Source organism: Mesorhizobium ciceri biovar biserrulae WSM1271, from assembly GCF_000185905.1.
Taxonomy (GTDB): domain Bacteria; phylum Pseudomonadota; class Alphaproteobacteria; order Rhizobiales; family Rhizobiaceae; genus Mesorhizobium; species Mesorhizobium ciceri.
This window is the reverse complement of record NC_014923.1, coordinates 256,750-282,455: the sequence shown is the minus strand read 5'-3', so window position 1 is coordinate 282,455 and position 25,706 is coordinate 256,750. Positions and strand designations below refer to the sequence as shown.

At 62.1% G+C, this 25,706-nt stretch carries 21 protein-coding genes; 11 read left to right on the top strand and 10 right to left on the bottom strand.

Translation table 11 applies throughout. The features are described from left to right. Positions 1-68: 68 nt before the first annotated feature. Complete coding sequence (locus MESCI_RS01280) at positions 69-2,243, bottom strand: dehydrogenase E1 component subunit alpha/beta (protein WP_013528128.1); 2,175 nt, start codon at positions 2,241-2,243, stop codon at positions 69-71. 285 nt (positions 2,244-2,528) lie between these two features. Continuing rightward, positions 2,529-3,308 (bottom strand): helix-turn-helix transcriptional regulator, encoded by a 780-nt coding sequence (locus MESCI_RS01275; RefSeq protein WP_013528127.1) that lies wholly within the window; start codon positions 3,306-3,308, stop codon positions 2,529-2,531. A 112-nt stretch (positions 3,309-3,420) separates the two neighbouring features. Here MESCI_RS01275 and MESCI_RS01270 point away from each other — a divergent pair, with 112 nt between their 5' ends. The 5 genes from MESCI_RS01270 (at position 3,421) to MESCI_RS01250 (ending at position 10,719) form a co-directional block, all read left to right on the top strand. Next, positions 3,421-5,580, top strand: a complete 2,160-nt coding sequence (locus MESCI_RS01270) for a hydantoinase/oxoprolinase family protein (protein ID WP_013528126.1) — start codon at positions 3,421-3,423, stop codon at positions 5,578-5,580. 12 nt (positions 5,581-5,592) lie between these two features. Then, the gene (locus MESCI_RS01265; RefSeq protein ID WP_013528125.1) at positions 5,593-7,797 is read left to right on the top strand and encodes a hydantoinase B/oxoprolinase family protein; all 2,205 of its coding nucleotides are present in this window, start codon (positions 5,593-5,595) and stop codon (positions 7,795-7,797) included. After that, positions 7,794-8,288 (top strand): acetone carboxylase subunit gamma, encoded by a 495-nt coding sequence (locus tag MESCI_RS01260; RefSeq protein WP_013528124.1) that lies wholly within the window; start codon positions 7,794-7,796, stop codon positions 8,286-8,288. Before MESCI_RS01265 ends, MESCI_RS01260 begins: the two co-directional genes overlap by 4 nt. An 88-nt stretch (positions 8,289-8,376) precedes the next feature. Then, positions 8,377-9,204, top strand: coding sequence for an SDR family NAD(P)-dependent oxidoreductase (locus MESCI_RS01255; RefSeq protein WP_013528123.1), 828 nt, complete (start codon positions 8,377-8,379; stop codon positions 9,202-9,204). A gap of 201 nt (positions 9,205-9,405) precedes the next feature. Continuing rightward, a complete protein-coding gene (locus tag MESCI_RS01250) occupies positions 9,406-10,719 on the top strand; it encodes an O-antigen ligase family protein (RefSeq protein WP_013528122.1) in 1,314 nt (437 codons plus the stop codon). A gap of 189 nt (positions 10,720-10,908) precedes the next feature. On the opposite strand, the gene MESCI_RS01245 is transcribed toward MESCI_RS01250, so the two are convergent. Together MESCI_RS01245 and MESCI_RS01240 are read right to left on the bottom strand one after the other, a co-directional pair. Next, positions 10,909-12,174 (bottom strand): polysaccharide biosynthesis/export family protein, encoded by a 1,266-nt coding sequence (locus MESCI_RS01245; RefSeq protein ID WP_164919989.1) that lies wholly within the window; start codon positions 12,172-12,174, stop codon positions 10,909-10,911. Between the two features lie 100 nt (positions 12,175-12,274). Beyond that, on the bottom strand, positions 12,275-12,952 hold the full coding sequence (locus MESCI_RS01240; protein WP_013528120.1) for a sugar transferase: 678 nt from the start codon (positions 12,950-12,952) through the stop codon (positions 12,275-12,277). A gap of 601 nt (positions 12,953-13,553) precedes the next feature. Here MESCI_RS01240 and MESCI_RS01235 point away from each other — a divergent pair. Beyond that, complete coding sequence (locus MESCI_RS01235) at positions 13,554-13,829, top strand: exopolysaccharide production repressor ExoX protein (RefSeq protein WP_013528119.1); 276 nt, start codon at positions 13,554-13,556, stop codon at positions 13,827-13,829. 108 nt (positions 13,830-13,937) lie between these two features. On the opposite strand, the gene MESCI_RS01230 is transcribed toward MESCI_RS01235, so the two are convergent. The 6 genes from MESCI_RS01230 to MESCI_RS01205 form a co-directional block, all read right to left on the bottom strand. Beyond that, on the bottom strand, positions 13,938-15,782 hold the full coding sequence (locus MESCI_RS01230; protein WP_013528118.1) for an ABC transporter ATP-binding protein: 1,845 nt from the start codon (positions 15,780-15,782) through the stop codon (positions 13,938-13,940). An 8-nt stretch (positions 15,783-15,790) separates the two neighbouring features. Continuing rightward, positions 15,791-16,777 carry a phosphoenolpyruvate carboxykinase (ATP) gene (locus tag MESCI_RS01225; RefSeq protein ID WP_013528117.1) on the bottom strand — a complete coding sequence of 329 codons (987 nt, stop codon included), beginning with the start codon at positions 16,775-16,777 and terminating at the stop codon, positions 15,791-15,793. Beyond that, positions 16,774-18,696, bottom strand: a complete 1,923-nt coding sequence (locus tag MESCI_RS01220) for a lasso peptide isopeptide bond-forming cyclase (protein WP_013528116.1) — start codon at positions 18,694-18,696, stop codon at positions 16,774-16,776. The genes MESCI_RS01225 and MESCI_RS01220 overlap by 4 nt, the downstream gene beginning before the upstream one ends. Next, entirely contained in the window at positions 18,693-19,070 is a 378-nt protein-coding gene (locus MESCI_RS01215) for a lasso peptide biosynthesis B2 protein (RefSeq protein WP_245268582.1), read from the bottom strand. The genes MESCI_RS01220 and MESCI_RS01215 overlap by 4 nt, the downstream gene beginning before the upstream one ends. Positions 19,071-19,239: 169 nt before the next feature. Further along, positions 19,240-19,554 carry a PqqD family protein gene (locus MESCI_RS01210; RefSeq protein ID WP_013528114.1) on the bottom strand — a complete coding sequence of 105 codons (315 nt, stop codon included), beginning with the start codon at positions 19,552-19,554 and terminating at the stop codon, positions 19,240-19,242. Positions 19,555-19,691: 137 nt separating this feature from the next. Next, positions 19,692-19,844, bottom strand: a complete 153-nt coding sequence (locus tag MESCI_RS01205; RefSeq protein WP_010913078.1) for a lasso peptide — start codon at positions 19,842-19,844, stop codon at positions 19,692-19,694. Between the two features lie 514 nt (positions 19,845-20,358). On the opposite strand from MESCI_RS01205, the gene MESCI_RS01200 reads away from it, so the two are divergent. From MESCI_RS01200 to MESCI_RS01180, 5 genes are all read left to right on the top strand, one after another. After that, a complete protein-coding gene (locus MESCI_RS01200; RefSeq protein ID WP_013528113.1) occupies positions 20,359-21,483 on the top strand; it encodes a nucleotidyltransferase family protein in 1,125 nt (374 codons plus the stop codon). 91 nt (positions 21,484-21,574) lie between these two features. Continuing rightward, on the top strand, positions 21,575-22,597 hold the full coding sequence (locus MESCI_RS01195; RefSeq protein WP_013528112.1) for a glycosyltransferase family 2 protein: 1,023 nt from the start codon (positions 21,575-21,577) through the stop codon (positions 22,595-22,597). A gap of 290 nt (positions 22,598-22,887) precedes the next feature. Next, complete coding sequence (locus MESCI_RS01190; RefSeq protein ID WP_013528111.1) at positions 22,888-23,283, top strand: hypothetical protein; 396 nt, start codon at positions 22,888-22,890, stop codon at positions 23,281-23,283. A gap of 154 nt (positions 23,284-23,437) precedes the next feature. Next, a complete protein-coding gene (gene exoK, locus MESCI_RS01185; RefSeq protein WP_013528110.1) occupies positions 23,438-24,292 on the top strand; it encodes an endo-1,3-1,4-beta-glycanase ExoK in 855 nt (284 codons plus the stop codon). Positions 24,293-24,359: 67 nt separating this feature from the next. Next, positions 24,360-25,691 (top strand): UDP-glucose dehydrogenase family protein, encoded by a 1,332-nt coding sequence (locus MESCI_RS01180; RefSeq protein WP_013528109.1) that lies wholly within the window; start codon positions 24,360-24,362, stop codon positions 25,689-25,691. Positions 25,692-25,706 lie beyond the last annotated feature (15 nt).

Sequence of the window (25,706 nt, the reverse complement as noted above, 5' to 3'; positions counted from 1 at the left end):
TTGGTAGGATCGTCATGTCCATTTCATTCTCCCATTTTCTTGTCAGATCTTTGTGGCAATGCGTTGCTCTATCCACCCACGGCAATGAGGGATTGAAGCGCGGCCTTGAGCTTATCAGCGCCGCCCAGTGCGGCGCGGTTGAGCGGGGCCGATACGACGGGAGCCGAGAGGCTTCCCGTCACATGCAGGATCTCGTGATCGAGATAGTCGAACACGCGATCCTGAATCTCTTGTGTCAGCCGTCCGCCAAGCGACAGTCCACGCTGCACCTGCTCGACGACGGCCACCCGGTTGGTCTTGCGGATCGAGGCCTCCACCATCGGCCAGTCGAGCCCGGTCGGATCGAGGCTGCGCAGGTCGATGATCTCGGCATCGACGCCGGTCTCCTCGACCACCTGCTTGGCGACGGCGACCATGCTGGCACTGGTGAGCAAGGTGCAGGCACTGCCCGGCCTGACGGTTTTCGCCTTGCCGAGTCGCACGCAATAATCGCGGTCATCCGCAGGCACAGGCCCTTCGCTCGGGAACAGTTCGACATGCTCGATGACGACGACCGGATCGTCGCATTTCAGCGCCGAATTCATCAGGCCGATATAGTCGAAGGGCGTCGTCGGGGCGACGATGCGCCAGCCGGGAAACAGCGCGAACAGGCCGGACGGATCGCCCGAATGCTGCGAGCCGTAGCCGGTGTGCGGCGAGACGCGCACCCGGATCACGATCGGCACCGGGAAGCCGCCGCCGAACATGTGGCGCACCTTGCTGACCGCGTTGAACAGCTGGTCGGCGGCAACCAGGCAGAAATCGCCGAACATGATCTCGACGATAGGCCGCAGCCCGCAAAGCGCTGCACCCAGCGCCACGCCGACAAAACCGTTCTCGGCGATGGGCATTGCCAGTACACGCTCCGGCCAGCGTTCCAGCGCACCCTTTGTGGCGCCCGAAACGCCGCCGCGCAGCCGGTGCACATCCTCGCCCATGATAATGATGCGCGGGTCCTGCTCCATGGCGCGAGCGATGACCTCGGAGGCGGCAACCATGAACTTGACCGGCCTGGTATCGGCAGGCGGCACGTCCTCGATCTCGAGGAAGCGCTCGTCCTTGAGTTCGGAAAGATCGCCTCGTATCTGATTGTCGACGCCGCCTGGGTCCGGCCACAGATGGTCGGGAATGCGCAGCGCGTTGCCGCTCATCTCGGTGAGCGAATCGGCGGCGGTGTTGACCACCTCCATGACGCGCTGGTCGAGTGTGCCGAGGTCGGAAGCGTTCAAAATGCCCATCGACTTCAGGCGAGCCGCCATCGTGACCAGCGGATCGCGCGCTTTCCAGGCGTCTTCCTCGGCCCGCGTGCGGTAGCCGAATTCGCTACCCGGGCGCGCGCCGCTCTGATGCAGGAAGCGGTAGCAAAGCGCCTCGACCAGCACCGGGCCACCGTCTTCCTCGATCGCCCGGCGCGCCTCGCGCATGGCATGGTGGACCGCCACCACATCCATGCCGTCGCATTCGATGCCGCGAAAGCCGAGCATAGGTCCGCGCGAGGCCAGCCGCGTCTCGCGCGTCTGCTCGTTGATGTGCGTCGAGACGGCATAGAGATTGTTTTCGGCGAAAAAGATCACCGGCAGCCGGTAGAGCGCGGCGATGTTCATCGCCTCATAGGCCGGCCCCGCCATCATCGTGCCGTCGCCGAAAAAGGCGACCGAGATGTTGCCGGTACCGAGCAGCTTGTCGGCCAGCGCATAGCCGGCCGCATGCGGCAGGTTGCCGCCAATGATCGCGCTGGTGCCAGGGATGCCGGAGGCATCGTCGCGCATATGCATCGAGCCGCCACGGCCGCCGCAATAGCCTGACTTGAGGCCCATGATCTCGGCCATCAAGCCGCGCACCGAGCCCTGCATGTCCGGGTTGAAAGCGTCATGCAACGGGTCGAATCCGCCGGGCGTCTGCGCGTTGACAAGCTTGGCCAAGACCTGGTGATGGGCGCGGTGGGTGCCGTTGATGCGGTCGCCCGTACCGAGCACGGACATGGCGCCGACCGCCGTCGCCTCTTGTCCGATGCTGGCATGCGCCGGACCATGCACCAGCCCGGCATTGGCGAGATCGAGCACTTTTTCCTCGAAACGGCGGATGAGCAGCATCTGCTGATACCAGCGCACCACGCTCGAAACCTCGGCGTCGTTCCAGTCCGAATCGTCGACGTCGAGCCGCAACCAGGGCGCCGATGGCTGGATCGATGTCTGCTGGACCATGTCAGCTATTTCCGTTCTGGTAGATGATATATCAAATATTTTCTCAGTCGATTGCGTCCGGGCACTTTTCCTGGGCACTGCACTGGCTTGCGGGCATCACACAAATGGAATTAAATTTCATTTTCTGTGCGAAGCCGAGACTAAGCCGGGACGGCGGCGTTCCGCAAGAGGAATTTTGAAGCCAGTTTTCGAGCCATTCCGGCGACAAGCCCTGCACCAATTCACGGAGGGAGCGGCTCTGCAAATCAGGCATTCGGCTGGCGGATCGGCTGGGTAAGCGAGCGGCTAGCGATCGGCCTGATGCTGGAAGAACTGCAAAAACAATTCCCGCTCGGTGGTGATGTCGAGCTTCTCGTAGATGCGCCGGCGATGGTTCTTGACCGTGCCGACGGTGATGCCGAGGCGCTCGGCGATGTTGGCCGTCGGGTGGCCGGCGAGGATCAACTGAACCAATTCCCGCTCGCGCAGCGACAGCTCCGGCCACAGGCTGGCCGGGATCGTCGGCTCCTGCCGGGGCGAGGCGCCGGGGCCTGTCGGCGCCGACGTGCGGGAGAATTTGGTTCCGCGCGCCTTGATGTCGAGCGCATGCAGCGCCTCGAATACAGGCAACCGCTCGTCCAGCAAAGCGATCTCGCTGTCCTTGAATGAGGTGGTCGAACGGTCGAGGAAGATGCCGAGGCACCAGTCGCCGGCATCGGCAAGCATGATGCCGACCTCGTCGCAGATCTCCGACTGCGCCAGGAAGCCGGCAATGTACTGGCCGCGCTTGGCCTCGTCGTCGGCGAGCCGTTTCAGCGGCATGATGCCCAGCCTGCGCTCGCGCCGCCACGAGGCATAGAACGGGTCGAACACGTAGTAATTGTGGAGATAGCGCCGGACCATCTCATCCGAGAAGCGCCGGTGCTTGATGAATTCGGGTGTCTGCGTCGCCGAATAGCGCGTCACCGTGACGAGGTCGTGGTCGATGTCGGCGCCGATCAGGTCGATCAGGCAGTCGACATGCCTGTCCGTGCCGATGGCGGCGATCGCTTTGGCGAGCGGCGCCCAGATATTGCCCATGCGCATGCCCTTTTCTCGGCGATGTCAGCCCAACCGTCATTGTGTCTTTAGGCATATGGCGCGAGGCCATCCAATGAATCTAGGCTGGCGTCAACCTAGACCAGATCCCGAGGCGACCGTGACCCAACCCAATCTCACCGCCCCCATCGTCGGCAACCCAATCGTGATTGGCATCGACGCCGGCGGCACCATGACCGACACGATCCTTGTCGATCAGGACGGCCACTTCAAGATCGGCAAGTCGGCGACCACGCCGAAGAACGAAGCCGAGGGTTTCCTGGCCTCGGCCGAGGACGCGGCGGATGCCTGGGGCATCTCGCTGGAATCATTGTTTTCAGGCGTCAACGTCGTGCTCTATTCCGGCACCGGCATGCTGAACACGCTGTTGTCGCGCACCGGCCGCCGGCTCGGCCTGATTACCACCAAGGGCCTCGAGGACATGATCCTGATGGGCCGCGGTCTGCAGGCCTGGGCCGACTATTCCTATGCCGACCGGCTGCATGCGGTCACCCACCATCATCCCGATCCGCTGGTGCCGCGCCGCCGCACCCATGGGGTCACCGAGCGCATCGACCAGTTCGGCGACGTCGTGCTGCCGCTCTATGAGCACGAGGTTTCTGCAGCCGCCAAAAAACTGATCGCCGACAAGGTCGAAGCGATCTGCATCATGACCATCTTCTCGCATGTCAATCCGGTGCACGAGAAGCGCATCGCCGAGATCTGCCGTGAGGAGGTCGACAAGGCCGGCGCCGACATCATCGTCTACACCAGCCATGAGGTCCGCCCGGTCATCCGCGAGCAGTCGCGGCTGAACTCGGTGCTGATCGAGGCCTACGCGACTTCGCGCGGCCGCAAGCAGCTTAGGGGTATCGAGGACGTCTCGAAGAAATACGGCTTCAAATATGGCGTGCAGACGCTGCTCTCCTTCGGCGGCCTGACCTCGATCAACCATCCGCGCCTGCATGAAACCATGATCTCCGGCCCGATCGGCGGCATCCTCGGTGCTGCCTATGTCGGCAAGCTGATCGGCAATGATTCGCTGATCTGCTCGGACATGGGCGGCACCTCCTTCGACATGGGCGTCATCACGCGCGGCCAGACGCGGATCGAGAACGAGCCGCTGATGGATCGTTTCAAGCTCAACGTGCCGACGCTGCACCTCGACACGATCGGTGCCGGCGCCGGCATGATCCTCAAGGTCGATCCGCTGACCAAGAAAGTCTCGCTTGGACCGGAAAGCGCCGGCTCCGATCCAGGTCCGATTTGCTTCGCCAGGGGCGGCACCGAACCGACCATTGCCGATTGCGATGCGATTCTCGGCCGGCTCAACCCGCACTATTTCCTCGGCGGCAAGGTCGTGCTGCAGGTCGAAAAGGCCCGCCGCGCCTTCCAGGAGAAATGCTCCGACATCCTGGGCGTCGGTCTGGAGGAAGCCGCCGAAGGCATGATCGACATGCTGGAGGCCGACGCCAACAACGCGCTGCGCCGCGTCATTTCGGGCCAGGGCATCCATCCCTCCGAGTTCACGCTGCTGTCCTATGGCGGCTCTGGCCCGCTGCACCTGGCCGGCTGTTCCAGGGGCATCGGCTTCAAGGACATCATCACCTTCCAGTTTGCGGCCGCCTTCTCCGCCTTCGGCTGCACCACGGCTGATTTCATGCGCCGGCATTCGGTGTCGACGCAGCACGACATCCCGTCACGCGCCGATAAGGCGACGCTGGCCGCCTTCGGCGTCAAGGTCACCACGGTCTGGAACGATCTGACCAAGGCCGCGGTCGACGAGATGATCGCCGACGGCCATGCGCGCGAGAAGATCAGGACCGTGCCGTTCCTGATGATGCGCTACACCGGCCAGCTCGAGGATGTCGAAGTCATGGCGCCGCTGGCTGAGGTCAACTCGGCCGACGACATGCGCAGGGTTATCGACGAGTTCGAGGCGGTCTACGCCAAGGTCAATCATCGCGTGTCGCGCTATGGCGAGGCCGGCTTCACCATCACCGAACTCGGGCTGATCGCCACCGCCGACAAGGTCAAGCCGGTGCTGCTCAAGCGGCCGCTTGGCAAGTCGGATCCGGCTTCCGCGCACAAGGGCGTGCGCGAGGCCTATATCGGCGGACGCTGGCACAAGGCCAATCTCTACGAGATGGACCTGCTGCAGCCCGGTCACGAAGTCATCGGTCCGGCCATCATCGAACACCCCGCCACCACGCTCGTCGTTCATCCGCAGGACCGCGTCCATGTCGATGAATGGACGCTGCTGCACTACACCCACGCTTGAGAGGGCACCGCCATGTTGGACAAACCTGCCTCGGCCCTGCGCCTTCGCGAAAGACTGCTCGATTCCGAGCGGCTGATGGAAGAGACCGGCTGCTATGACGGCATCACGGAACTCACGCTGCGCAACCAGGATCCGCTGAAGTTCGAGACGCTGCACACCAAGCTGCGCGCCTATTGCGTCTCGGCTCGCGAAATGGCCCGCCGCATCTCGGCCTCGCCCGGCGTGCGCGAAGTCGGCGAGATGGTGGTCGCCATCTATACGCCCGAAGGCGACGCCATCGCGCTCTCCAACGGCATCATGGTGCATGTCCATACGATGAGCCGCTTCATCAAATGGATGATCAAGAACAATTACGAGGAAAACCCGAAAATCCGTGAAGGCGATATCTTCGCCAACAACGACGCCTTCATCGGCACCGTGCAGGTGCCTGATGTCATGGATGTGGTGCCGATCTTCCATGAAGGCACGCTGGTCGGCTGGGCCGGTGCCGTCTGCCACGAACTGGAAGCCGGCGGCATCACGCCGGGCGGCGATGTCTGCCTGGCGCAGGAGCGCTTCACCGAAGGCCTGTTCGTCTGCGCCGAGAAGATCGGCGAGAATGACGAGATCCGGCGCGACTACGTCATCCGCTGCGAGCGCAATCTGCGCATGCCGATCTACTGGGTGCTCGACGAGAAGGCCAAGGTCGCCTCCTGCATCGACATGCGCGAAAGCGTCAAGCAGCTCATCTCGGAGATCGGCCTCGACTACTGGATGAAGGTGTCGAAGGAGTTCATCGAGGAAGGCCGTCGCGCCCAGCTCGCCCGCACCCGCCAGCTCACCGTGCCCGGCATCTACCGCGGCCACACGTTCTACGGCCATGTCACGGCGGGAAAGCCCGGCTTCCAGCTGCTCGGCGATCCCGACTGGCTCTACAACATCCCGATCGAGATGGAGATCACGTCAGACGGCAAGATCACCATGGACTTCGAGGGCACGCAGCCCTGGGGCTACCATTCGATGAACTGCACGCCGGCCGGCATGGATGGCGGCATGTTCGTGACGCTGACCCAGCACATGAATTTCGAAGGCCTGGTCAATGACGGTGCCTGGATGGCGACCGAACTGAAACTGCCGCACGGCACCTGGACCAACCCCGACAACGAGATGGTGGCCACCGCCACCTCTTGGGCGCTGCTGCTGCCGGCCTACGGCGTTTTCCAGCGGCTTTTGTCGCGCAGTTTTGTCGCGCGCGGCTTCGTCGAGGAGGCCTTTGTCGGCCAGGTCAACAGCCCGATGATCGAGATGGGCGGCGAAAGCCAATACGGCACGCCGTTCGGCATGGCGCATTTCGAGTGCGCTGCCGCCGGGTCCGGTGCGCTCGCCATCAAGGACGGTCTCGACACCGCCTATGTCGGCTGGAACCCGGAATCCGACATGGGCAACATCGAGGTCTGGGAACAGTCGATGCCGATGGTCTATATCGGCCGTTCGATCGTGCCGAATTCCGGCGGCGCCGGTAAATATCGCGGTGGCTGTTCCTTCGTCTCGACCTGGCTGATCAACAAGACCTCACATCTGCGGCTCCACACCTCCGAGCACTCCTCGCGCGTGTTCGACAATGGCGGCATGTGCGGTGGTTATCCGGCGCCGACCTGCCAGAAGCATCGCGCGGTGCGCAACTCAGACATTCACGAACTGGCGGCAAAAGGCGAACCGCTGGCGCATTCGCCCGGCATCGACCCTGACGTCTCCGACTACGAGAAGAACATCGGCGGCGACCATGTCGTGGTCGAAGGCCCCTACATCACCTCGCCGCACAAATCCGGCGACATCTTCAGCCATTCGTACAATGGCGGCGGCGGCTATGGCGACGTGCTGGAGCGCGATCCGATCAAGACGGCATGGGATGTCGAGAACGGCTTTCTCACCCGTGAAGCGGCGGACCAGGTTTTCGGAATTGTGCTGAAGGACGATGAAGACGGTTATCCCGTCGCCGATATCGACGCCACGGTCGAACGCCGCGCCGCCATGCGCAAAGAGCGCCTGGCTAAGGCGATCCCGGTGACGGATTGGATCGCCAAGGAGCGTGGCCGCGTCGGAAAGGCCGACTTCGCGCCCGAAGTGAAGAAAATGTACGCCAGCGCGATCAAGCTGTCGTCGCGCTTCACCAAGGAATTCAGCGATTTCTGGAACGTCGACGCCAAATCGATCTTCACGCCGGGAGCCAAGCCATGACCTCATACAGCAAGGAAGTCCTTGGCGATCTGGCCGCCGGCAAGCTGCCCTGGCCGCAGACAAGGCGCATCATGAGTGCCTACAAGGATGACGACCGTTTCTTCAAGATGGTTGCCGTCTATCAGGATCGTGTCGCCTGGAAGGACCCGATCCTGCTGCCGGTCTCGGACCATCTGTTCATCTGCCAGAGTGGCGATGAGCGCATTACCCGCTGCGAATGCGGCCACTCCTTCGGCGACTATCGGAAGAACTGGAAGCTCAACGCCGCGATTAACGTGCGCAACACCGAGGAGGCTTTGCGCGAGATCTATCCCAACAGCGATCTCCCTGATCCCGAATGGATGGAAATCCGGGAGTTCATCTGCCCGGAGTGCGGGACGCTGCATGAGGTCGAGGCGGCGGCACCCGGTTATCCCATCGTGCATGATTTCGAACCCGACCTCGAAGGCTTTTATCGCGAATGGCTGGGCAGACCGCTTCAGGGGTCCTGAACGCTCGTCGATGGAGGGCTGCGCCGCTGTGATTGCCAAATCCGGTCAGGACTGATTGCCTGCCCAAACGAAGCGGAGACCGTGCGCCATGAACAACCTTTCCGGCCGTAGCGCCATCGTGACCGGCGGTTTCTCGGGCATGGGCTTCGCCATTGCCACGGCTTTGGCCGAGGCTGGGGCCAATGTCGCCGTCGGCTCCTACATCGCGCCTGCCGGCGCCGACAGATCCGATGCCGCCTACTATCCGGCCGCCGACGAGATCGAGCGCGTGCGCTCGGCCCTTGCCGCCCATGGAACGAAAGTTCACGCCGCACACCTTGACGTTCGCGACAGCGACGTCACCAACCGTTTCGCGGCTGACGCCGAGACGGCCATCGGCCCCGCCGACATTCTGGTCAACGCCGCCGGCACCACCGCCGAGCAGCCGGTCTGCGGCCATTCCGACGCGCTTTGGGACAAGATCGTCGACACCAACCTGACCGGCGCCTTCCGCGTCACGCGTGCCGTGCTGCCGGGTATGATCGAGCGCGGCTGGGGCCGCATCGTCAACATTGGCTCGACGGCCGCCTTGGTCGGGTGGAAGGACAACCCGGCCTACTGCGCGTCCAAGGCCGGCCTGCTGGGTCTCACCCGCTGCGTGGCGCTGGAAGGGGCGGCGCATGGCGTCACCTGCGTTATGATCAGCCCGACCTGGGTCGAGACCGAACTGATGCGCCGCAATGTGGCGCAGGTCGTCGAGCGCGAAGGCAAGGGGCGCACGCCAGAGGAAGCGATGGCCGAGATCGCCAGGGGCAACCCGCAGCAGCGCCTGCTGCAGCCGCGGGAGATCGCGGCTTTGGCAGTCTTCCTGTGCTCGGATCTCGCCAAGGGCATCACCATGGAAAACATCCAGATCACCGGCGGAGCGCTTTGGTAGCGTCTCGGACGCGCAACCGGCTGATCTCTCCGCAGATGCCTCGCTGTAAGACAAGGTGACCGGATTTGCCATTGAGCGCCGGGCGCAATAGGTTATATTGCACTGCACAATGGAGACGCCGTTTATTGCACGCCCATGTCTGCGAAGATTCCGGCCGGCTCATGGCTTGCCGGCCCTGGGTCGTGTCGGCGGGACTCTGAGATGAAGATTCCAAAGTCCCTGCTGATCGATCCCGAGAAGAATTCGGTCTATGGCGCCTTTGCCGTAGCCGTTTCGATCTGGGCGTTTTCTTATTCGGTCATCTTCGGCCAGATATTGATCCTGGCCTACTATGCGGTCTGGCTCCCGCTCGTCCTGGTCGACTACCGGCGGTTTGTGAGGCATCTGTCCAGCGCCTGGCTGCCGCTGCTGTTTGCTGCCTATGTCTGCTTCTCGGTTTTCTGGTCGCAGGCTCCCGGCGTCACCGCAAGGACGTCGGTCCAGTATTTTTCCCATATTGCCTGCGCCTACGTAGCTGCGCGCACCGTCAGCGTGCGCACGCTGACCATAGGGGCGCTGATCGGGATATTTGTCGTCCTCATCTATTCGCTGAAGGTCGGGAACTATTCCGAGGATGTCCTCGACGGCACCGTGAACTTCGTCGGCGCCTTCGCCTCCAAGAACCAGATCGGCTTTGTCGGCTCGCTCGGCATCTATTTCTGCGTTGTCTTCCTTGCGTTCTACAGGCGCGGCCGGCTGAGCTTCATCCTGGCGGTGCCCGTCGTGCTGCTGTCGGCCTATGTCCTGGTCGCCTCGCATTCCGCCACCTCGATGGCCTCGATACCCGCGGTTCTGGCGCTGGTGGCGCTTCTTGCGATGAGCAAACTTCTGTCACGACGCTATCGCCGGGTCATCTTCCTGATCGGCGCCGGCCTGCTGGTCGTGACGGCCTTCGTCGCCTTGAATCTCGGGTTGATGGACTTCGTCCTCGGCCTCTTCGGCAAGGATTCGACGCTCACCGGGCGAACCTACCTGTGGGAGCAAGGCTGGAACACGGTCCAGAAATCGCCGATTCTCGGCGTCGGCTATGCCGCCTATTGGGTGCAGGGTTTCGCTGAAGCCGAGCGGCTGTGGAACGAATTCTACATCACCACCCGCACCGGCTTCCACTTCCACAACACCTATATCGAGGCCCTCGTCGAACTCGGCTTCGTCGGAGCGACGCTGGTGTCGCTGATCATGCTGCGCACGCTATACGGCCACGTCTCGGCGGTGATCTTCAAGGCATGGCAGGCGGACTCGGTGATCCTTTTCGGCGTGATGGTCCTGCTGCTGATCCGCTCCTTCGTCGAGGTCGAGATACTCAACCCCTACATCATGGGTTCTTTCCTGATGTATTTCAGCTTCTTCAAGCTGGCGCGGCTGCCTGTTACCCGCAGGCGGCGGTCGCCGGCTCTGGAGCCGGCTGACGCGGCCGGGGGCGAGACTGACTGGCCTCGGTATGCCGGCCATCCGGCGGGCGCCGGTCCCTCATAAATTATCATCTCGCGGGCTGAAGGGGGCGGTCTTCCTTTTTGAGCAAGCATGTGCTCGGACGGGAAGCCTCGATCCCGTGACGGCTATTATAGTTTCCGCAGGGAGATGTTCAAACAACTGAGCCAGAGCCTCATCCCGGTTTGTCGGGTGAGGCTCTGGCTCGAAACACCGGATCTGTTGGAAGTTGGTCTACTGGCTGGCCAGCGGCGCCAGCTTGATCTTGATCACATCGCCAGGCAGCACCGGGGTTTCTTCCTTGGCGGCTATTTCGCTGGTCTTGCCGTCGACATTGCGCACCAGTGAATAGAGCAGGGTCGGCTGCTGATCATTTGTCATAGCGGCCGCCATCGCGGGATCGCTGGCCTGGGCTATCAGGCCTTTCTGCATGTTCACCTTCAACGCGGCCTCGTTCAGGTCGGCTTCGGTCTGCTGCCGGTCAGTGGCGAGACTTGAACTCAAGGTGTTCTGGGCATCGATAGCATCCTGCTTCGCCTTGCTGATCGCCTGCTTGGCGGTGAGGATGGCGGTTTCGTAGTCCAGGATCTTGCCCTGCAGGTCGGCAACCGACTGGCGCGAATCCAGCAGTCGGGCGTTGGCGATCAGGCCTTTCTGCGCCAGCGGGCCGATGCTGGCGAGCTGCTGCTGCGCCAAGTCGACCTGCTGCTGCTGGTTGACGATCTTCTTCTGCAGCGATTCGATCTCGGATTCCAAAACCCCTTTGAGATCGTCGAGCGCTTCAAGCTTCAGCTTCAGCGCCTTTTGGTCCGCTGTCAGGATCGTCATCTCGTCCGCCACGATGGCTGGCAGTCTCGGATCGCCCTCGACCTCCTTCGGCACGTCGAAACTCGCCTTTCCGGCCATATCCGCATCGATGCGGGCGCGCCTTACGATCAGTCGGATGCGCTGGTCGTCGGAGATGTCGAACATGCCCTTGGCGGTGACCAGGTCCTTGCCGAGCTGGGGGCCGTAGTCGGCGTTTCGCCGGATGCCTCCGGCGACGCTGATGGCCTTCAACACCGTCAGGTCGGGCACATAAGGAAACTGGCCGGGGTTCTGGACTTCGCCCGAAATGTAGAAGGGCCGGAACTGCGCCATCTCGACCGAGGCTTCCGGCCTGTCTGACAAAGCGAGCTTTTTCTGCAAAGCCTCGCCGATCGCCGCCGCGATTTCGGACGTGGTCTTGCCGGAGGCCGGCAGTTCGCCGGCGAACGGCACCGACAGCGTGCCGGATGGACCGACCGTGTACTCGCCATTCACCGCCGACCAGTCACGGAATGTGCCTTCCACGGTCTGCCATTCGGCGACGCGGATGGTGAGCTTGTCCTGCGAGCCGAGGCGATAGTCGCCGGCGGCGGCGATGTGCGGGACGACGAGGGCCATGGCAAGGCATGTGGCCAGCAAACGCGCCCGCCGCAGCCGGCCGGAATCCGGGCCGCTGCGAAAGGTTTCGAACAAATCTGTTTTCAACTCAACGTTCCGATCCGCTATAGCCCCATCGCCCGATGAGCTTGCGTCGAATGGCCGACGCCAATGTCTGGCATTGGCCACCGGCCGGTCAGTAAGAACCGCGCGACATCCAGACGGCCGGGACGGTCTTGATGATGATGCGAACGTCCTCGAACAGCGACCAGTTCTCGACATAGTGACGGTCGAAGGCGACGCGGCTGTCATAGGACACATCGTTGCGGCCGCTGACCTGCCACAGGCCGGTCAGGCCCGGACGCGATTTCAGATAGTAGACGGCGGATGTGCCATAGATCTCTAGTTCGTCGCGCACAACCGGACGCGGACCGACAAGGCTCATATCGCCCTGCAGGATGTTGATGATCTGCGGCAACTCATCGAGGCTGAGTTTCCTCAGCACTGCTCCAACGCGGGTGACGCGCGGGTCGTTCTTCAGCTTGCGGGTCGCGATCCATTCCGCGTTGGCGTCCGGGTTGGTGGCGAGATAGGCTGCCAGCACCTTGTCGCCGTCCGGAACCATGGTGCGGAACTTCAGGCACGGAAAAATCCGTCCGCCCCGCCCGATTCGCCTGTGGCCGTAGAAAATCGAGCCGCCGTCGGAAAACTTGACGAGCAGCGCTATCATAACAAATAGCGGGCTGAGGGCGATCAAGCCAATCAGTGAACCGGTGATATCGAAGCTGCGTTTGAGCAGGCCGCCGATCGGCGGCGGAAAATCGATGTCAGCCTGCGAAAAGCTCGCGGTGGCCGACTTGGCAACGTCCCTCATGCCGTAAACTCCATGCGTTGAACGAATGGTTCACCACACGATACCAAAAAAATGTTGCAGCGCAACACACAATTTACCACCCCGTTGAAATAGTCACGTCATGAAATGACTAAATAATAAGCTTGCCATGCACAAATTTCGGCATATTTAGCACATTTGTGACAATAAATGGGCACAGCCGAAAAAATAGAGGCCTTTGTGGGGCGGTTTTTAGGCGGACCTACCTATTTGCCAAGGCGAGGTACAAACTAGTGCTTCATCATGCCGTGATGCTTGGTCAAAACCATATAAAATACTACTTAATATTGGCCATTTTACTGAAAAATATCGACGAGAGGATATCGGCCTAGCTCCCGTTGCGTGCATTGCAACATGGCAGAGTCGATCGCAAAAGCTCGATCAAAAATAACCGAAGTTGCCCTTGCCGCCTATTGCTCGCCTTAATAGAATTGCAAATTATACCTGTCACGGTGACGACAGGTGGAAAAGGCCGGAAGCAACCGGTCGAGAGTGGGCGACCTTAACAAGCCCACATGACAAGGGACGGCGCTCGGGTGGGGCAATCGCGATAATACCCGAGCCGGTTTATGGGCTGTTGGGTATGGCACTTCCAAAATTCATCCTCGGGATGATTTTCGCTCTGGCGATCGTCGTCGGCTGGTCCTGGCTGGGCGGTGCGTCGATAGGCACGATATTGGTGCGTGTCATCATCTGCGCCGTGACCATTCAGGCCGGCTATTTCGTGCTCATCTACACCATGATCGCCAGGAGCGCGCCGACGCCTGCCGACATAGCTCGTGACGCCGAGCGCAAACTGAACGCACCCGAGGTCGCCGAAAGCGAGAAGCTCGGCGGTGCCAGGCGCGGCCTGCATTGATGCAGACTGCTCAAACGTGGCCGGTTTGGCGGCAACGACATCCTTCGAGACAAAGGGACCAAAGCGCCGCGTGAATCCGTTTCGGCGCGACGCGTCCTGGCCGCCGGCTCACGCCACATCAGCGGGTTCGCTCTCCGACTGTTCCCCCAACAGCATCCTCGACAACCGGCTGCCGGTTTTTTCCTTCAGCCGCTGATATTGGCCGACCTCGACGATACGGCCGTTTTCCATCGCCACCACCCAGTCGGCGAAGGCGATCATCGACGGCCGGTGCGCGATGGTCAGGATCGTCATCGTACCGCGTAATCCGTCGATCGACCTGGCGATCAGCGACTGGTTCTGCCAGTCGAGCGCGCTGGTCGCCTCGTCGAGGATGAGCAGCGACGGCTTGCGCAGCAGCGCGCGCGCGAGCGCGATGCGCTGACGTTCGCCGCCCGAGAGCCGCACGCCGCGATCGCCGACCACCGCCTCGAGCCTGAGGTCGAGCCGTTCGACAAACTCGCCGGCGTGCGCCTGACGCAGCGCGGCCCACAGATCGCCATCGCTGGCCCGTGGCGCGGCGAGGCGCAGGTTCGCCGCGATCGTGTCGTGCAGGAGGAACACGTCCTGCGGCACATAGGCCACCTGGTCGCGCCAGCGACGGCGATTGCTGGCATCGATCTCGACGCCATCGACAAGCATCTTGCCAGTGGTGGGCTCCAGCAGGCCAAGCAGCATGTCGGCGATCGTGCTCTTGCCCGATCCGGACGGCCCGATCAGGGCGGTGACCTTGCCGGCCGGCAGGCCGAAGGTAATGCCGCTCACCACCGCCTTGTCGACAGCATCTCCGTAGGCGAAGGACACGCCGCGAATATTCAATCCCGTATTGAGGGAGAGTGTCCCGGCGTCGGCGAACTCGGTATGGCCGGGTTCGCGTTCGGCGTCGAAACGTGCCTGCAGGCTGCGCATTGCCGTAAAGGCGGGCAGGTTGATCAGCACTTGCTGGGCCTGCGTCTGCATGTCCATGAAGCGCGGCGCGATACGCATGAAGACCAGGAGCAGGACGACGATCTCGGCCAGCGACAGGTTGAAGCGGGCCAAAGCCACATAGATGAACAGGCTCAGGCCCACGACGCTCGCCACCTGGAATACAGCAGTGCCGATGGTGCTGTTGCGCACATAGTCGATGTTGTCGGCCTTCATCCTCTCAAGCGTCGACCGCAGCTGCGCGAAATAGCTGTCCTCGACGTTCAGGCTCTTGGCCACCTTGATGCCGCCGAGAAATTCCGAGACCGTCCGGTACTGGTCCTGGCGATTGGCGGTCAGCACACGGCCGAAGGCAGTGGCCCGTGCCCGGAAGGGCCGCAGCGCCACGAACATCAGGATGCCGACGACCACGGCAAACAGCGTCATGACCGGCGAGATGAACACGGAAACCAGGAGATAGCCGACCAGAAGAACGGCGATTTGCACCAGCATCAGCAGTGAGAAAGCCGCGCCCTGGACGCGGTCGATGTCGCCGGTCAGGGCATGATCGAGATCGGAACTGCGCATGCGTGTAAAAACGCCCCAGCGCGCCTTGCCGATGCTTTCGAACAGGTTCATGCGAACGCGATTGATGAAATCGAACAGCAATTTGGCCATGTAGACCGACTTGAAGCGATTGAACGCCGCCTGCGCCGCAACAAGCCCGACCAGCGCGCAAAGCACGGTCGTCAGTTGCAGCGTGCCATCAGGCACCAGCCAGCGCACGAAATCATCGTTGGGCAGCCGAACAGCGAAATCCTGGTCGGCACGTCCGACCAGATGCAGCAGCGGGACGAGCAGCAGGATCGAAATGCCCTCGGTCAGGCTGCCGAGGATGAGGAAGAACAGCGCCGTCCACGTTCGCCGGCCGCCGATCCGGGCAATGGTGGCGCCGAAGGCGGCAATTTCTCGAAACAGCGACAGGCGAAGGATTGGGGGCTTCGACATGGTTGCGCTCACAACCGCCGGCTGCCAGCCGACAGATCCTTTTCGATCAGTTCCACGGCTTCGCCGATCCTGTCCAGGCCCGTCGGGACTTCCAGCCGGTACACGCCGATATGGTTGGCAATCCATGAACATTGCCGAAGATGCGCCGTCGCGAAGTCGCCGGGCAGGGCCGCGCGGCCGAAGCGCGTCACATAGGAGAATTTGATGATGGCCGGCAGGGCGGCAATGGCGGGCAAGGGCGTGATGTCAGCCCTTTCGCCGCGCTCGAGGATATAGATCCTGGTCGCCGGCACCTCGTCGCCCGAAAAGCCACCGTTCAGGCGATGCTGCATCTTGTCGATCGCCGCATGCACTTGCGGCCGCACTTCCGCTTCCCCAAGCGAGATCGCCGCCGCGGCGTCGGCCGCCAGCTTGATCTGCGGAAAGCCCGGAACGGTCATTGGCTCACTCGGATTGGCGAGGTCCAGCGCCACCACGTCATCGGTAAGCAGTCGATGCCCGGCCCGGATCATCGCACTTGCGGTCGTCGACTTGCCGGCTCCCTTGTCACCCATGAAGATGGCGCTCGTGCCGGCGGCGGCGATGGCACTGGCATGCAGGACAAGCAGGCCGCGCCGGTGCAAGAGCAGCGCCATGACCGGACCAAGCAGCGGAAACGCGAGCAGCGCGTCGTCGACGCCGGGCGCCGGTTCGATGTCGATACGGCTGGAATCGGTGATCAGGAACGCGCCCACGGCATGCCACGCCAGATATTGCCGGTCCGGCTCGAAGCGAAAGTCGGTCGCGGCTTCGGGCGAGGGCTTTGGCAGGTCGATCGCGCCGACGGCAATCACGACATCCGCCGCCCCCGGCGCCGCCGGCTGCAGTTCGGGCAACGTCACCTCCGACGCGATGGTCAGGCCGTAGGCCCGGTAGAAGCGGCGTTCTCGCTTGACCCGGCCATGCGAAAAGGCATCATCATTGCATAGAGCGAGCGGCTCGTTGCGCGGCATCATGCGGGGCTCCCGCCATGCTGGAGCTGCCGCAGCCAGAGCGACAGCGAGGCCGAGCGCCAGACATACTGGACATCCAGGGGGGCTGCCTGATCGGGCTGGCGCAGCAGCCGCGCATAGGCGGCACTCACTTGCGGCAGATTGACGTAAGGGGCGATGCGTTTCGCATCCGAGACCAGCAGCTGTTCCAGGAGGTCGCGATGGTTGCGCAGCATGCCGTTGACGAGATTGGCAGTGAAGTCGATCTTGTCGCGCCGCCACTGCACCGCCTCCGGCAATACGCCTTGCATGGCGCGGCGCAGCACATAGCGGCCAAAACCGTGGCTCAGCTTCTCCTCGCCCGGCAGCGCCAGGCAGAACTCGACCAGCGGCTTGTCCCAGAAGGGGTAGCGCGGCTCGACCCCGAAATTGGCGGCGGCTTTGTCGAGAACCTCGAAAGCATGCGGGACATAGCCGTTCGACAGGATCCAGCGATGGCTCAAGGCATCGCTGGCCTGGACGCCGGGCGGCATGTAGCCGGCCCGGTGAAACCGGTCGACAAGCTCGGTGCGCTTGGCCAGGTCCGGATTGATCAGGTCGCGCCAGCTTCGTGCGCGCGAAACTTGCGCGGGCTTGCGGATCTTGTTCAGGGCACGGTTGGCCATATGCCTCAGCCTGGCGATGCGCCAGGCCGGCCCGTAGAGGGTCAGGAACTGGAGATAAAGGCCAAGCGTGCTGTCGCCATAGGTGTTGGAGGCGCTGCGGACCTCGCGCCACAGATCCATCCATCGGCCGCCATTCGCAAGCTCGTGCAGGTGGCCGTGGCCTTGTGAAACGACCTCGTCGCCACCATGGCCGTCCAGCAGCACCTTGATGCCCTTGGCGCCGGCAGTCCGGTAGATGCCGCGGGTGAGCGTCAGGCCCGGCGCCAGGAACGTTCCTTCCTGTTCTTCCAGCACGCGCTCGAATTCGGCAAATGGGGCATAGTTGCCAACCGGGATCAGCGTCGCGTCGACCTTCTGCTGGTCGAGAACGGCATCGATGAAGGGCCGCTCGTCCATCGGCGAGCCCTTCTCGAAAATCAGCGAGAAGGTTGGCAGCTTCGGCTTGCGCGCGGCGGCATTCTGCAGGCCGGCGACACAGGCGATAGACGAGGAATCGAGGCCGCCGCTCAGCATTGCTCCGACCGCCGAGGTCCCTCGCATGCGGTTGCGCACCGATTGCGAGAACAGATGGGCGAATTCCTCCGATGCATCCGACCGCAAGGGCCGCGCCGACGGCTCTATCTGCCAGTATCGGCGCAGCATCACCTGTTGCGCGGTAACGGTTAGGCTGTGCCGGGCCGGCAGGCTGAATATATCGCTGTAGGGGGTCGACTGCGGGTCGTCGGGAAGCCCGGCCAGGAAGCCGGAGATCTGGCGCTCGTTGACACGTGCGCGGATACCCTCGACGCCGAGGATCGGCCCGATCTCCGACGCAAAGGCAAAACGCCGGTCCGCCGCGTGGTAGTAGAACGGCTTGACGCCAAAATGATCGCGCGCGCAAAACAGCGATTGCCGCTCGTCATCCCAGATGGCGAAGGCGAAATCGCCTTGCAGATGCTCCGGGCAGGCTTCGCCCCAGCGCAGATAGGCCCGCATCAGCACGATCGCGTCGGCTACCGACTGGTCGCGGATACCGAGCCTGGCCAGCAACTCGTCACGGTTGTCCAGCCGGCAATCGGCGGTGATGGCGAGCCGGCCCCCAGCCATCGTCAAAGGGCCCGGACCGACTTCATCCGATGTGTTGAGCCAGGCGTGGCCAAGGGCGATGCTGGTGTCCAGCCACCAAGAACTGCCGTCAGGACCACGATGGCGCATGCGCGCCAGCATTTGCTGAATGTCGGCCGCCGCGACCGCCGGTGCGTTTGCTCCGCACAACAGGATTCCGGCGACGCCGCTCATCGGCTGCCGTGGTCGACGAGATGGGCGAAGCCGTCGATCGATCCGCCAAGCACGATATGGTTGTCGCTGACCAGCCAGGCATGTGCTTTCAACTGCTCGCCTGTGCCACGTTCGATGCCGATGCGTATCGTCGATTCATTGCCTTGGCGGGCGAGAATATACTGGCCGGAGAGCGCCTGGGTCAGGCACGTGGCGTAAGGGACGAAACGGGCCGCGGCGGCAACGCCCCAGGCGACACGCCGCAGTTCGCCCATTGAGGCGCACTGCGGCGCGTCGAGGCGCGTCACCAGGCTGCGTACACGATTGTAGGACAACAGCGTCAGCCCCAGCCGAACTGTCGCCACCACCAGCAGGCAATAGCCAAGGAAGATCATTTCCGAGCCACTCAGGGAGAAAATCCTGACCAGCCCGCGCCGGCTTCCCCCGCGCTTCGTCTGCTTGACGTTTGTTTCTCTCGCCGGTTCCTGCCGTAAAGCCGTGGCCCGCGAAGACAAGGCCCGCGAAACCAGGGCCCGTGAAACCAGGGACTTGTGCTGGACCGGCTTAGACAAGTGCCTCATGATGCCGTCTCGCAAGCCCATTATCGGCCAGGCCCTTCAGCAATGCGTCGACATCGGCCTGGCAGCGCGCCGGGTCGACATTGTAGCGCGCAAGCACGGCGCTGCGGATGTCGCCGATCGACCGGGGTTCCTGGATCAAATCCCAGATGAAGGCGCCGACGCCATTCAGGCTGTAGTAGACATTGGATTTGAGATTGAGCAGCGCCAAGCCATCTCCGAACTCGCAAGCCACGGCATCCTTGGTCGCGCACACGCTATCGTGGTCGCCCAGATCACGGTCGGATAGCTCCCCGTTCATCCCCAAACCTCGCTGACAAAACGCTGCGACATCTCCAGGTGGCGCAGGAGAAATCGGGAGGCTGGCCCCCCGACCCCTCTTACGTCTGCTTTTGAATCCAGAGTCCCAACATGTCACTCTGGAATCGGCTGTAAGTCTCAGGAGAACGTCAGGTCGCCAATCGGCGTATGCGCGGGGAACGATGCGTCGATCGCCGTGCTGCCGCCGCCGCCCTGGGTGATGGTCTCAATCGAACCATGGACCGTCAGGCTTGGCGTTTCATATTCATGCTTTTCAACATTCTGTTCCATTTTACTCTCCGATTTAGGACTGGAAACGGCCTGTCGAGTGCCGTCAGCACTTTTATGCTGCAATGCAATAGCTGCACGGCAGCATTTATGAGTCAAGACTGTTTTACTTTCTGTTAATCAATTACGGTTGCTGGCGTCGTCACATGAGCGGCATGCCTAAAACTTGTCATTTTTTAGCCGATTCCTTGTGCACGACGATCGCGCCTGTGCTGATTCTTTAAGCATTTGATTTTGCTTGCATAACCCGTTTGCGTTGTGCCTATATTTAGGCCTCTCTAATGAAAAGAATTTCCATTTGAGAAATCGTCCGGAGATTGCCTAAGCCGACGTGGCAAGGGACATTTCAACCGCGGTTTTCACTGCTTTCCGATGCCACCTCGATAGACGCTTTGGTGGCAAAAATTCGCACTGCAGAAGGAAAGGCTTTACGGCATCGAGGTTTTTGGTGATGCTTGCTTCGCACTTGCAGCATAAGTGTCGGCGCGAAACGCTTTCTTGGGAGACTGTGCGCTAAATGGCCTTGCCGGATGGCTCATACGAACGATTGCGCGCCGCCGGCTGTGCCGGCGAGGTGGCCTATGTGCAGGCTTGCCTGCGATTGTTTTTCGCCGGCCCGGGCGCGGGCGACGTTTCGATGCGCCATCTTGACGGTGAAAAAATTGCCGAGATTGCCAGGCTGAACAAGGTCGCCGTCTTTGTCCTCAAGGCGCTTTCGCGCGCACCCGCGCTTCAGAGGCCAACTAAGCTTTTCCAATGGCTCGACACCTACCGCAGGAAAACGGTTTCGATGAACGCGTCCTGCATCATGGATTCGATGGCGATCCAGGACGTGCTGCGCGCCAGCGAGATCGATTTCGTTTTTCTGAAGGGTCCGTTCCAGCAGCAACTTCTCTACGACGACCATTTTATGAAGCCCTCGGGCGATGTCGACATCCTGGTTTCGCCGCTCGGATTTTTCAGGGCGCGTGATGCGCTTCGCAAGATCGGCTATGAGGTATCAGGCAAGTCGAGCTCCGTCTGGTGGGTCCGCTTCCTCGGCGAACAGCACATGACCCGGGACGACGGGCCGAGGTCGTCCACCGTCGATCTCCACTACCGCCTCCAGCAGCCCGGCTCGCCAAGCCCGCGCGACGCGGACGGGTTCCTGCGGCGCAAGCGACAGGTCGAAATCGCCGGTGCGACGGTGCCGTTCACCTCGGTGGCCGATACATTGCTTTTGTCCTGCATCAGCGTCGCCAAGGCACTTTTCAACCGGGAACCCTGCGCCGGATACGTCTGTGATATCGGCGCCAGCGCCGGCCGCCTCGACGAGGCGGATCAGCAGCGTTTGCTCGATGCCGCTACCGCGCAAGGTCTGGACGACACGCTGCTGCTTGGCCTGCGCGCCGCCGACGTGCTACTCGGCGGTGCCGGCACGCTGCTGTCGCAGCGCGCGACCAGGATCCTGCCGCGCATCGGCAATGAGGATCTGCTCAGCATGGTCATCGCGCCGTGGCTGCCGTCGCTGCGGTGGCCGCAGCGGCGAACGGTGCTTTGGGAACTGTGCGGCCGCGCGCCGGTCCGCTATCTGGCCGAAGCAGGCTGGGCGGCGTCCGCCGATATCAGCCGCCGCATCTTCGAGCGGCCGGCGAGTCGCTGAAGGTAAATTGGATGCTGATGGCAATTCTGTAGTGCATCGAACGAGTACGGGGCGAGGGCAAATCGATATTACCTGTACGAGAGGCAAATCCATGTCGATGACGAAATCCGAGGTCTGCGTGATCATCGCGGCAAAAAACGCCGCAGCGACAATCGCCGTCGCCATCGCATCCGCATTGCGCGAACCGGAAGTGGCGGAGGTCGTGGTCGTCGACGATGCCTCCACCGACGACACCGCCGGTGTCGCACGATCCGCCGATGATGGCAGCGGGCGGCTCTCCGTGATGCGCCTCGATGTCAATCGCGGCCCCTCCTTTGCCCGCAACGCAGCCATCGCCGGCTCGAAATCGCCGTTCATCAGCATTCTCGATGCCGACGATTTCTTCCTCGAAGGCCGGTTTCGCAACTTGTTTGCCGGCGCCGATTGGGATTTCGCCGCCGACAACATCATGCTGATCAGGGATGATGCGACAGGCGACGCGACGAAAATCGTCGCGCCGCAATTTGCCGCCGATCCGGAATTCCTCGATTTCGAGCGTTTCGTCGAAGGCAACATCTCCAGGCGCCGCGTGCAGAGGGGCGAACTGGGCTTTTTGAAGCCGGTGATCAGCCGTGCCTTCCTCGACCGCCATGGGTTGAGCTACGACGAGAGCCTGCGGCTGGGCGAGGACTATGAACTCTACGCCCGCGCGGTCGCATGCGGGGCGCGGTTCAAGGTCATTCGCTCCTGCGGCTACGGCGCCATCGTCCGCGCCGATTCCCTGAGCGGCCGCCACAAGACCCAGGACCTGAAGCGTCTGGCCGATGCGGATCTGGCGCTGCTGGCGATCGACAGCCTGCCGGAAGGCTCGAAGGCGGTGCTGCGGCGGCATGAACGGCACGTGCGCGACAAATATCGGCTGCGTAATTTCCTTGACGTCAAGGCCGAGCGGGGGCTGGGCTCGGCTGCGGCTTACGCCTTCGCCAGCCTGTCCAACCTCGTCCCCATCGTCCAGGGCGTGGCTTCCGACAAGCTCGAGGCGCTGTTTCGTCGTGTCGGCCTTGTGTCCAGCCAAAAGCCTGTGCCGCCGCTGCGCTTTCTGATGGCCGGAACCAGCACGGGCAAGGAACGCTGAGAGCGGTCCCGATGCAGCGATTTGTCCACTCGCGGCATGTCATCACGCAAACCATTTCGGCCGGATTTATGAGTTTACGAATTGGGTGGTTGCCTCGCGGCTCCGACGATGGCAGTCTATGTTGCGGTGCAGCATAGTGGACGACCAGCCGAACTTGGCCCCCGATCGGATTGGTCTGATGTCTCTCCCTCAAAAGGAGCACGACAACGCAACACGAGTTTTTGAGCCCCGGCTGCGGGGATCGGCCAGAAGCCCGGCCCACAAGCCGGCGATGACGGGAACCTGAGTTCATGGCCTCGATATTCGGTTTCAGATCAAGGGATCCGGCCCGCGACCGTCAGGCCGATGTTTCACGTCTCGATCGTCTGGCAAAGCTGTTCGAGCAGATTGCGGCCGAGATCGAGGCCGAGAGAACCGGGCTTGAGAATCGCTACCGGACGACGTCGACCAACGCCGCCTTTCTGGTCGAAGCGATGGAAAACGGCTCTGCTTCCGACAAGCGGTCTTCGGAAGTCAGCGCACTGACACAGTCGATCCTGAATTGCGAGCGCCGCATCGCGGCGCTGTCGCGCCAGGACGGCATGATGAAAGAGCTCCGTCATTCGCTGGATACGGTCTTTGACGAGGATGCCTCCTCGGCCGCCGCGGCGGAATTCGCCTGGCCGGCAGGCGCCGGCAGAGATTGAACGTGAAGGCTCGGAACTGTTGCAACAGATTTGATGCAAGGCGGGAAGCAGAAGCAATCGAGAGGGTCACAAGGAAGGTCAAGGTTGGCCCGTGCAGGAGCGGTTCGAACGTCGACTTTGGGTTGGGGACACACAGCGCAAAGGTGAGTTTGGTATGAATTGGAATCCGAAACCTACGACGGCAATTGACGCACCGCCTCTCGCATATCGGACCGGACAAGCCGCCCGGCGGCTGGGGTCGCTCGGTGCGTTGCTGCTGGCTGCTCTTGGCGGTTTCCTGGCAACCCCTTCCCATGCCCAGGACATTCCGACATCGCCGTCCTTTGTCGATGATTTCAAAAGCTTCGACCGCACGCGCTGGTATGTTTCCGACGGCTGGAGCAACGGCAGCCATCAGAATTGCACCTGGTCGAAAAATATGGTCGAACTGTCGAATGGTGTGCTGTCGCTCGGCTTCGAAAAGCAGACGCTGAAGGATCGCGACTACGTCTGCGGCGAGATCCAGACCAAGCAGCGCTTCGGCTATGGCACCTATGAGGCACGGCTGAAGACCGATACCGGCTCCGGCCTCAACGCCGCGTTCTTCACCTATATAGGTCCAAGCGACAAGCAGCCCTGGGACGAGATCGACTTCGAGGTCCTGACCAAGGACACCTCCAAGGTGCAGGTCAACGCCTATATCGCGGGCAAGGGCAAGAACGAGAAACTGGTCGACGTACCGGGCGGCACGGAGAAGGCCTTCAACGACTACGCCTTCGTCTGGCAGAAGGACAGCTTGCGATGGTACGTCAACGGCCAACTGGTGAACACGATTACCGACCCGGCGAAGCTGCCCAGCCATGCACAGAAGATATTCTTCAGCTTTTGGGGTAGCGATACGATGAAGGGCTGGATGGGAGCGTTCGCGGATCCGGGCCGCAAGCTTTCCCTGCAGGTCGAGCGGGTCGCCTTCACGGCGCTCGGCGAACCCTGTCAATTTCCGGAATCGCTGGCATGCAGTGTAAAGTAGTTGGGAAAGTCGATTTGAACCGGCGGGGCCGAAAACGGTCCGCTGCCTTGCATGGGAATGAAACCGAATGAATTTGACGGTGTTTGGAATTGGCTATGTCGGCCTCGTGCAGGCGGCGGTGCTTGCCGAAGTCGGGCACCAGGTGGTGTGCGTCGACATCGACGCCGCCAAGGTCGAGCGGCTCAACCAGGGCCTGGTTCCCATTTTCGAACCCGGTTTGGAAAACCTCGTTAAGGAGAACCATGCCGCCGGCCGCATCAAGTTCACAACGGATGCCGCCGCCGCTGTCAGGCACGGCGAGATCCAGATGATCGCGGTCGGCACGCCGCCGGGCGAGGACGGCTCGGCCGACCTCAAATATGTGCTGGCAGTCGCCGAGACCATCGGCCGCGAAATGGACAAACCCAAGATCGTCGTAGGCAAGTCGACGGTGCCGGTCGGCACCTGCGAAAAGGTGAAGGCCAGGATCGCCGACACGCTGAAGAAAAGAGGCCGCGAGGACCTGGCTTTTGATGTCGCTTCAAATCCGGAATTCCTCAAGGAAGGGTCCGCGGTTGCCGACTGCATGAAGCCGGACCGCATCATCGTCGGCACCGACAGCGAGGACACCGAGGCTGTGATGCGCGAACTCTACGCGCCGTTCAATCGCAACCACGAGAAGATGATCGTGATGGACGTGCGCAGCGCAGAATTCACCAAATATGCCGCCAACTGCATGCTGGCGACCAAGATCAGCTTCATGAACGAGATGGCCAATCTGGCCGAACAACTCGGCGCCGACATCGAGGAGGTCCGCAAGGGCATCGGCAGCGATCCGCGCATCGGCTACCATTTCATCTATCCGGGCCTCGGCTATGGCGGCTCGTGCTTCCCGAAGGATGTGCGGGCGCTGATCAAGACCGCCGAAGGCGTCAAGTTCGACGCCAAGCTGCTGCGCGCCGTTGAGGAGCGCAACAACGCACAGAAATCGGTTCTCTTCGACAAGGTGGACCGCTATTTCAAGGGCAACCTCAAAGGCAGGACCTTTGCGCTCTGGGGTCTGGCCTTCAAGCCCAACACCGACGACATGCGTGAGGCGCCGGCGCGCGTCCTGATGGAGGCGCTCTGGAAGGCCGGCGCCAATGTGCAGGCCTATGATCCCGAGGCGATGCAGGAATGCCAGGCCATCTACGGGCTGCGCGACGACCTGCTTCTGTGCGGCACCAAGGAGGCGGCGCTTCGCGGCGCCGATGCGCTGCTGATCGCCACAGAATGGAAGAGCTTTCGCGCGCCGTCCTTCGACGCGGTGAAGGACGCGCTGACCACGCCGGTCATCTTCGACGGCCGCAACCTCTATGACCCCAAGGTCATCGCCCGCCACGGCATCGAATATCACTCGATCGGCAGAATGGCGGCATGAGACAGGGCCCTGGCA

Bases quoted from the DNA above. Each gene is read 5' to 3' on its own strand.
- MESCI_RS01240 (WP_013528120.1), bottom strand. From the start codon at position 12,952: ATGAGGGACGTTGCCAAGTCGGCCACCGCGAGCTTTTCGCAGGCTGAC.
- MESCI_RS01235 (WP_013528119.1), top strand. From the start codon at position 13,554: ATGGCACTTCCAAAATTCATCCTCGGGATGATTTTCGCTCTGGCGATC.
- MESCI_RS01200 (WP_013528113.1), top strand. From the start codon at position 20,359: ATGGCCTTGCCGGATGGCTCATACGAACGATTGCGCGCCGCCGGCTGT.
- MESCI_RS01260 (WP_013528124.1), top strand. From the start codon at position 7,794: ATGACCTCATACAGCAAGGAAGTCCTTGGCGATCTGGCCGCCGGCAAG.
- MESCI_RS01190 (WP_013528111.1), top strand. From the start codon at position 22,888: ATGGCCTCGATATTCGGTTTCAGATCAAGGGATCCGGCCCGCGACCGT.
- MESCI_RS01180 (WP_013528109.1), top strand. From the start codon at position 24,360: ATGAATTTGACGGTGTTTGGAATTGGCTATGTCGGCCTCGTGCAGGCG.
- MESCI_RS01275 (WP_013528127.1), bottom strand. From the start codon at position 3,308: ATGCGCATGGGCAATATCTGGGCGCCGCTCGCCAAAGCGATCGCCGCC.
- MESCI_RS01265 (WP_013528125.1), top strand. From the start codon at position 5,593: ATGTTGGACAAACCTGCCTCGGCCCTGCGCCTTCGCGAAAGACTGCTC.
- MESCI_RS01205 (WP_010913078.1), bottom strand. From the start codon at position 19,844: ATGGAACAGAATGTTGAAAAGCATGAATATGAAACGCCAAGCCTGACG.
- MESCI_RS01255 (WP_013528123.1), top strand. From the start codon at position 8,377: ATGAACAACCTTTCCGGCCGTAGCGCCATCGTGACCGGCGGTTTCTCG.
- MESCI_RS01230 (WP_013528118.1), bottom strand. From the start codon at position 15,782: ATGTCGAAGCCCCCAATCCTTCGCCTGTCGCTGTTTCGAGAAATTGCC.
- MESCI_RS01220 (WP_013528116.1), bottom strand. From the start codon at position 18,696: ATGAGCGGCGTCGCCGGAATCCTGTTGTGCGGAGCAAACGCACCGGCG.
- MESCI_RS01280 (WP_013528128.1), bottom strand. From the start codon at position 2,243: ATGGTCCAGCAGACATCGATCCAGCCATCGGCGCCCTGGTTGCGGCTC.
- MESCI_RS01225 (WP_013528117.1), bottom strand. From the start codon at position 16,777: ATGATGCCGCGCAACGAGCCGCTCGCTCTATGCAATGATGATGCCTTT.
- MESCI_RS01215 (WP_245268582.1), bottom strand. From the start codon at position 19,070: ATGATCTTCCTTGGCTATTGCCTGCTGGTGGTGGCGACAGTTCGGCTG.
- exoK (WP_013528110.1), top strand. From the start codon at position 23,438: ATGAATTGGAATCCGAAACCTACGACGGCAATTGACGCACCGCCTCTC.
- MESCI_RS01195 (WP_013528112.1), top strand. From the start codon at position 21,575: ATGTCGATGACGAAATCCGAGGTCTGCGTGATCATCGCGGCAAAAAAC.
- MESCI_RS01250 (WP_013528122.1), top strand. From the start codon at position 9,406: ATGAAGATTCCAAAGTCCCTGCTGATCGATCCCGAGAAGAATTCGGTC.
- MESCI_RS01210 (WP_013528114.1), bottom strand. From the start codon at position 19,554: ATGAACGGGGAGCTATCCGACCGTGATCTGGGCGACCACGATAGCGTG.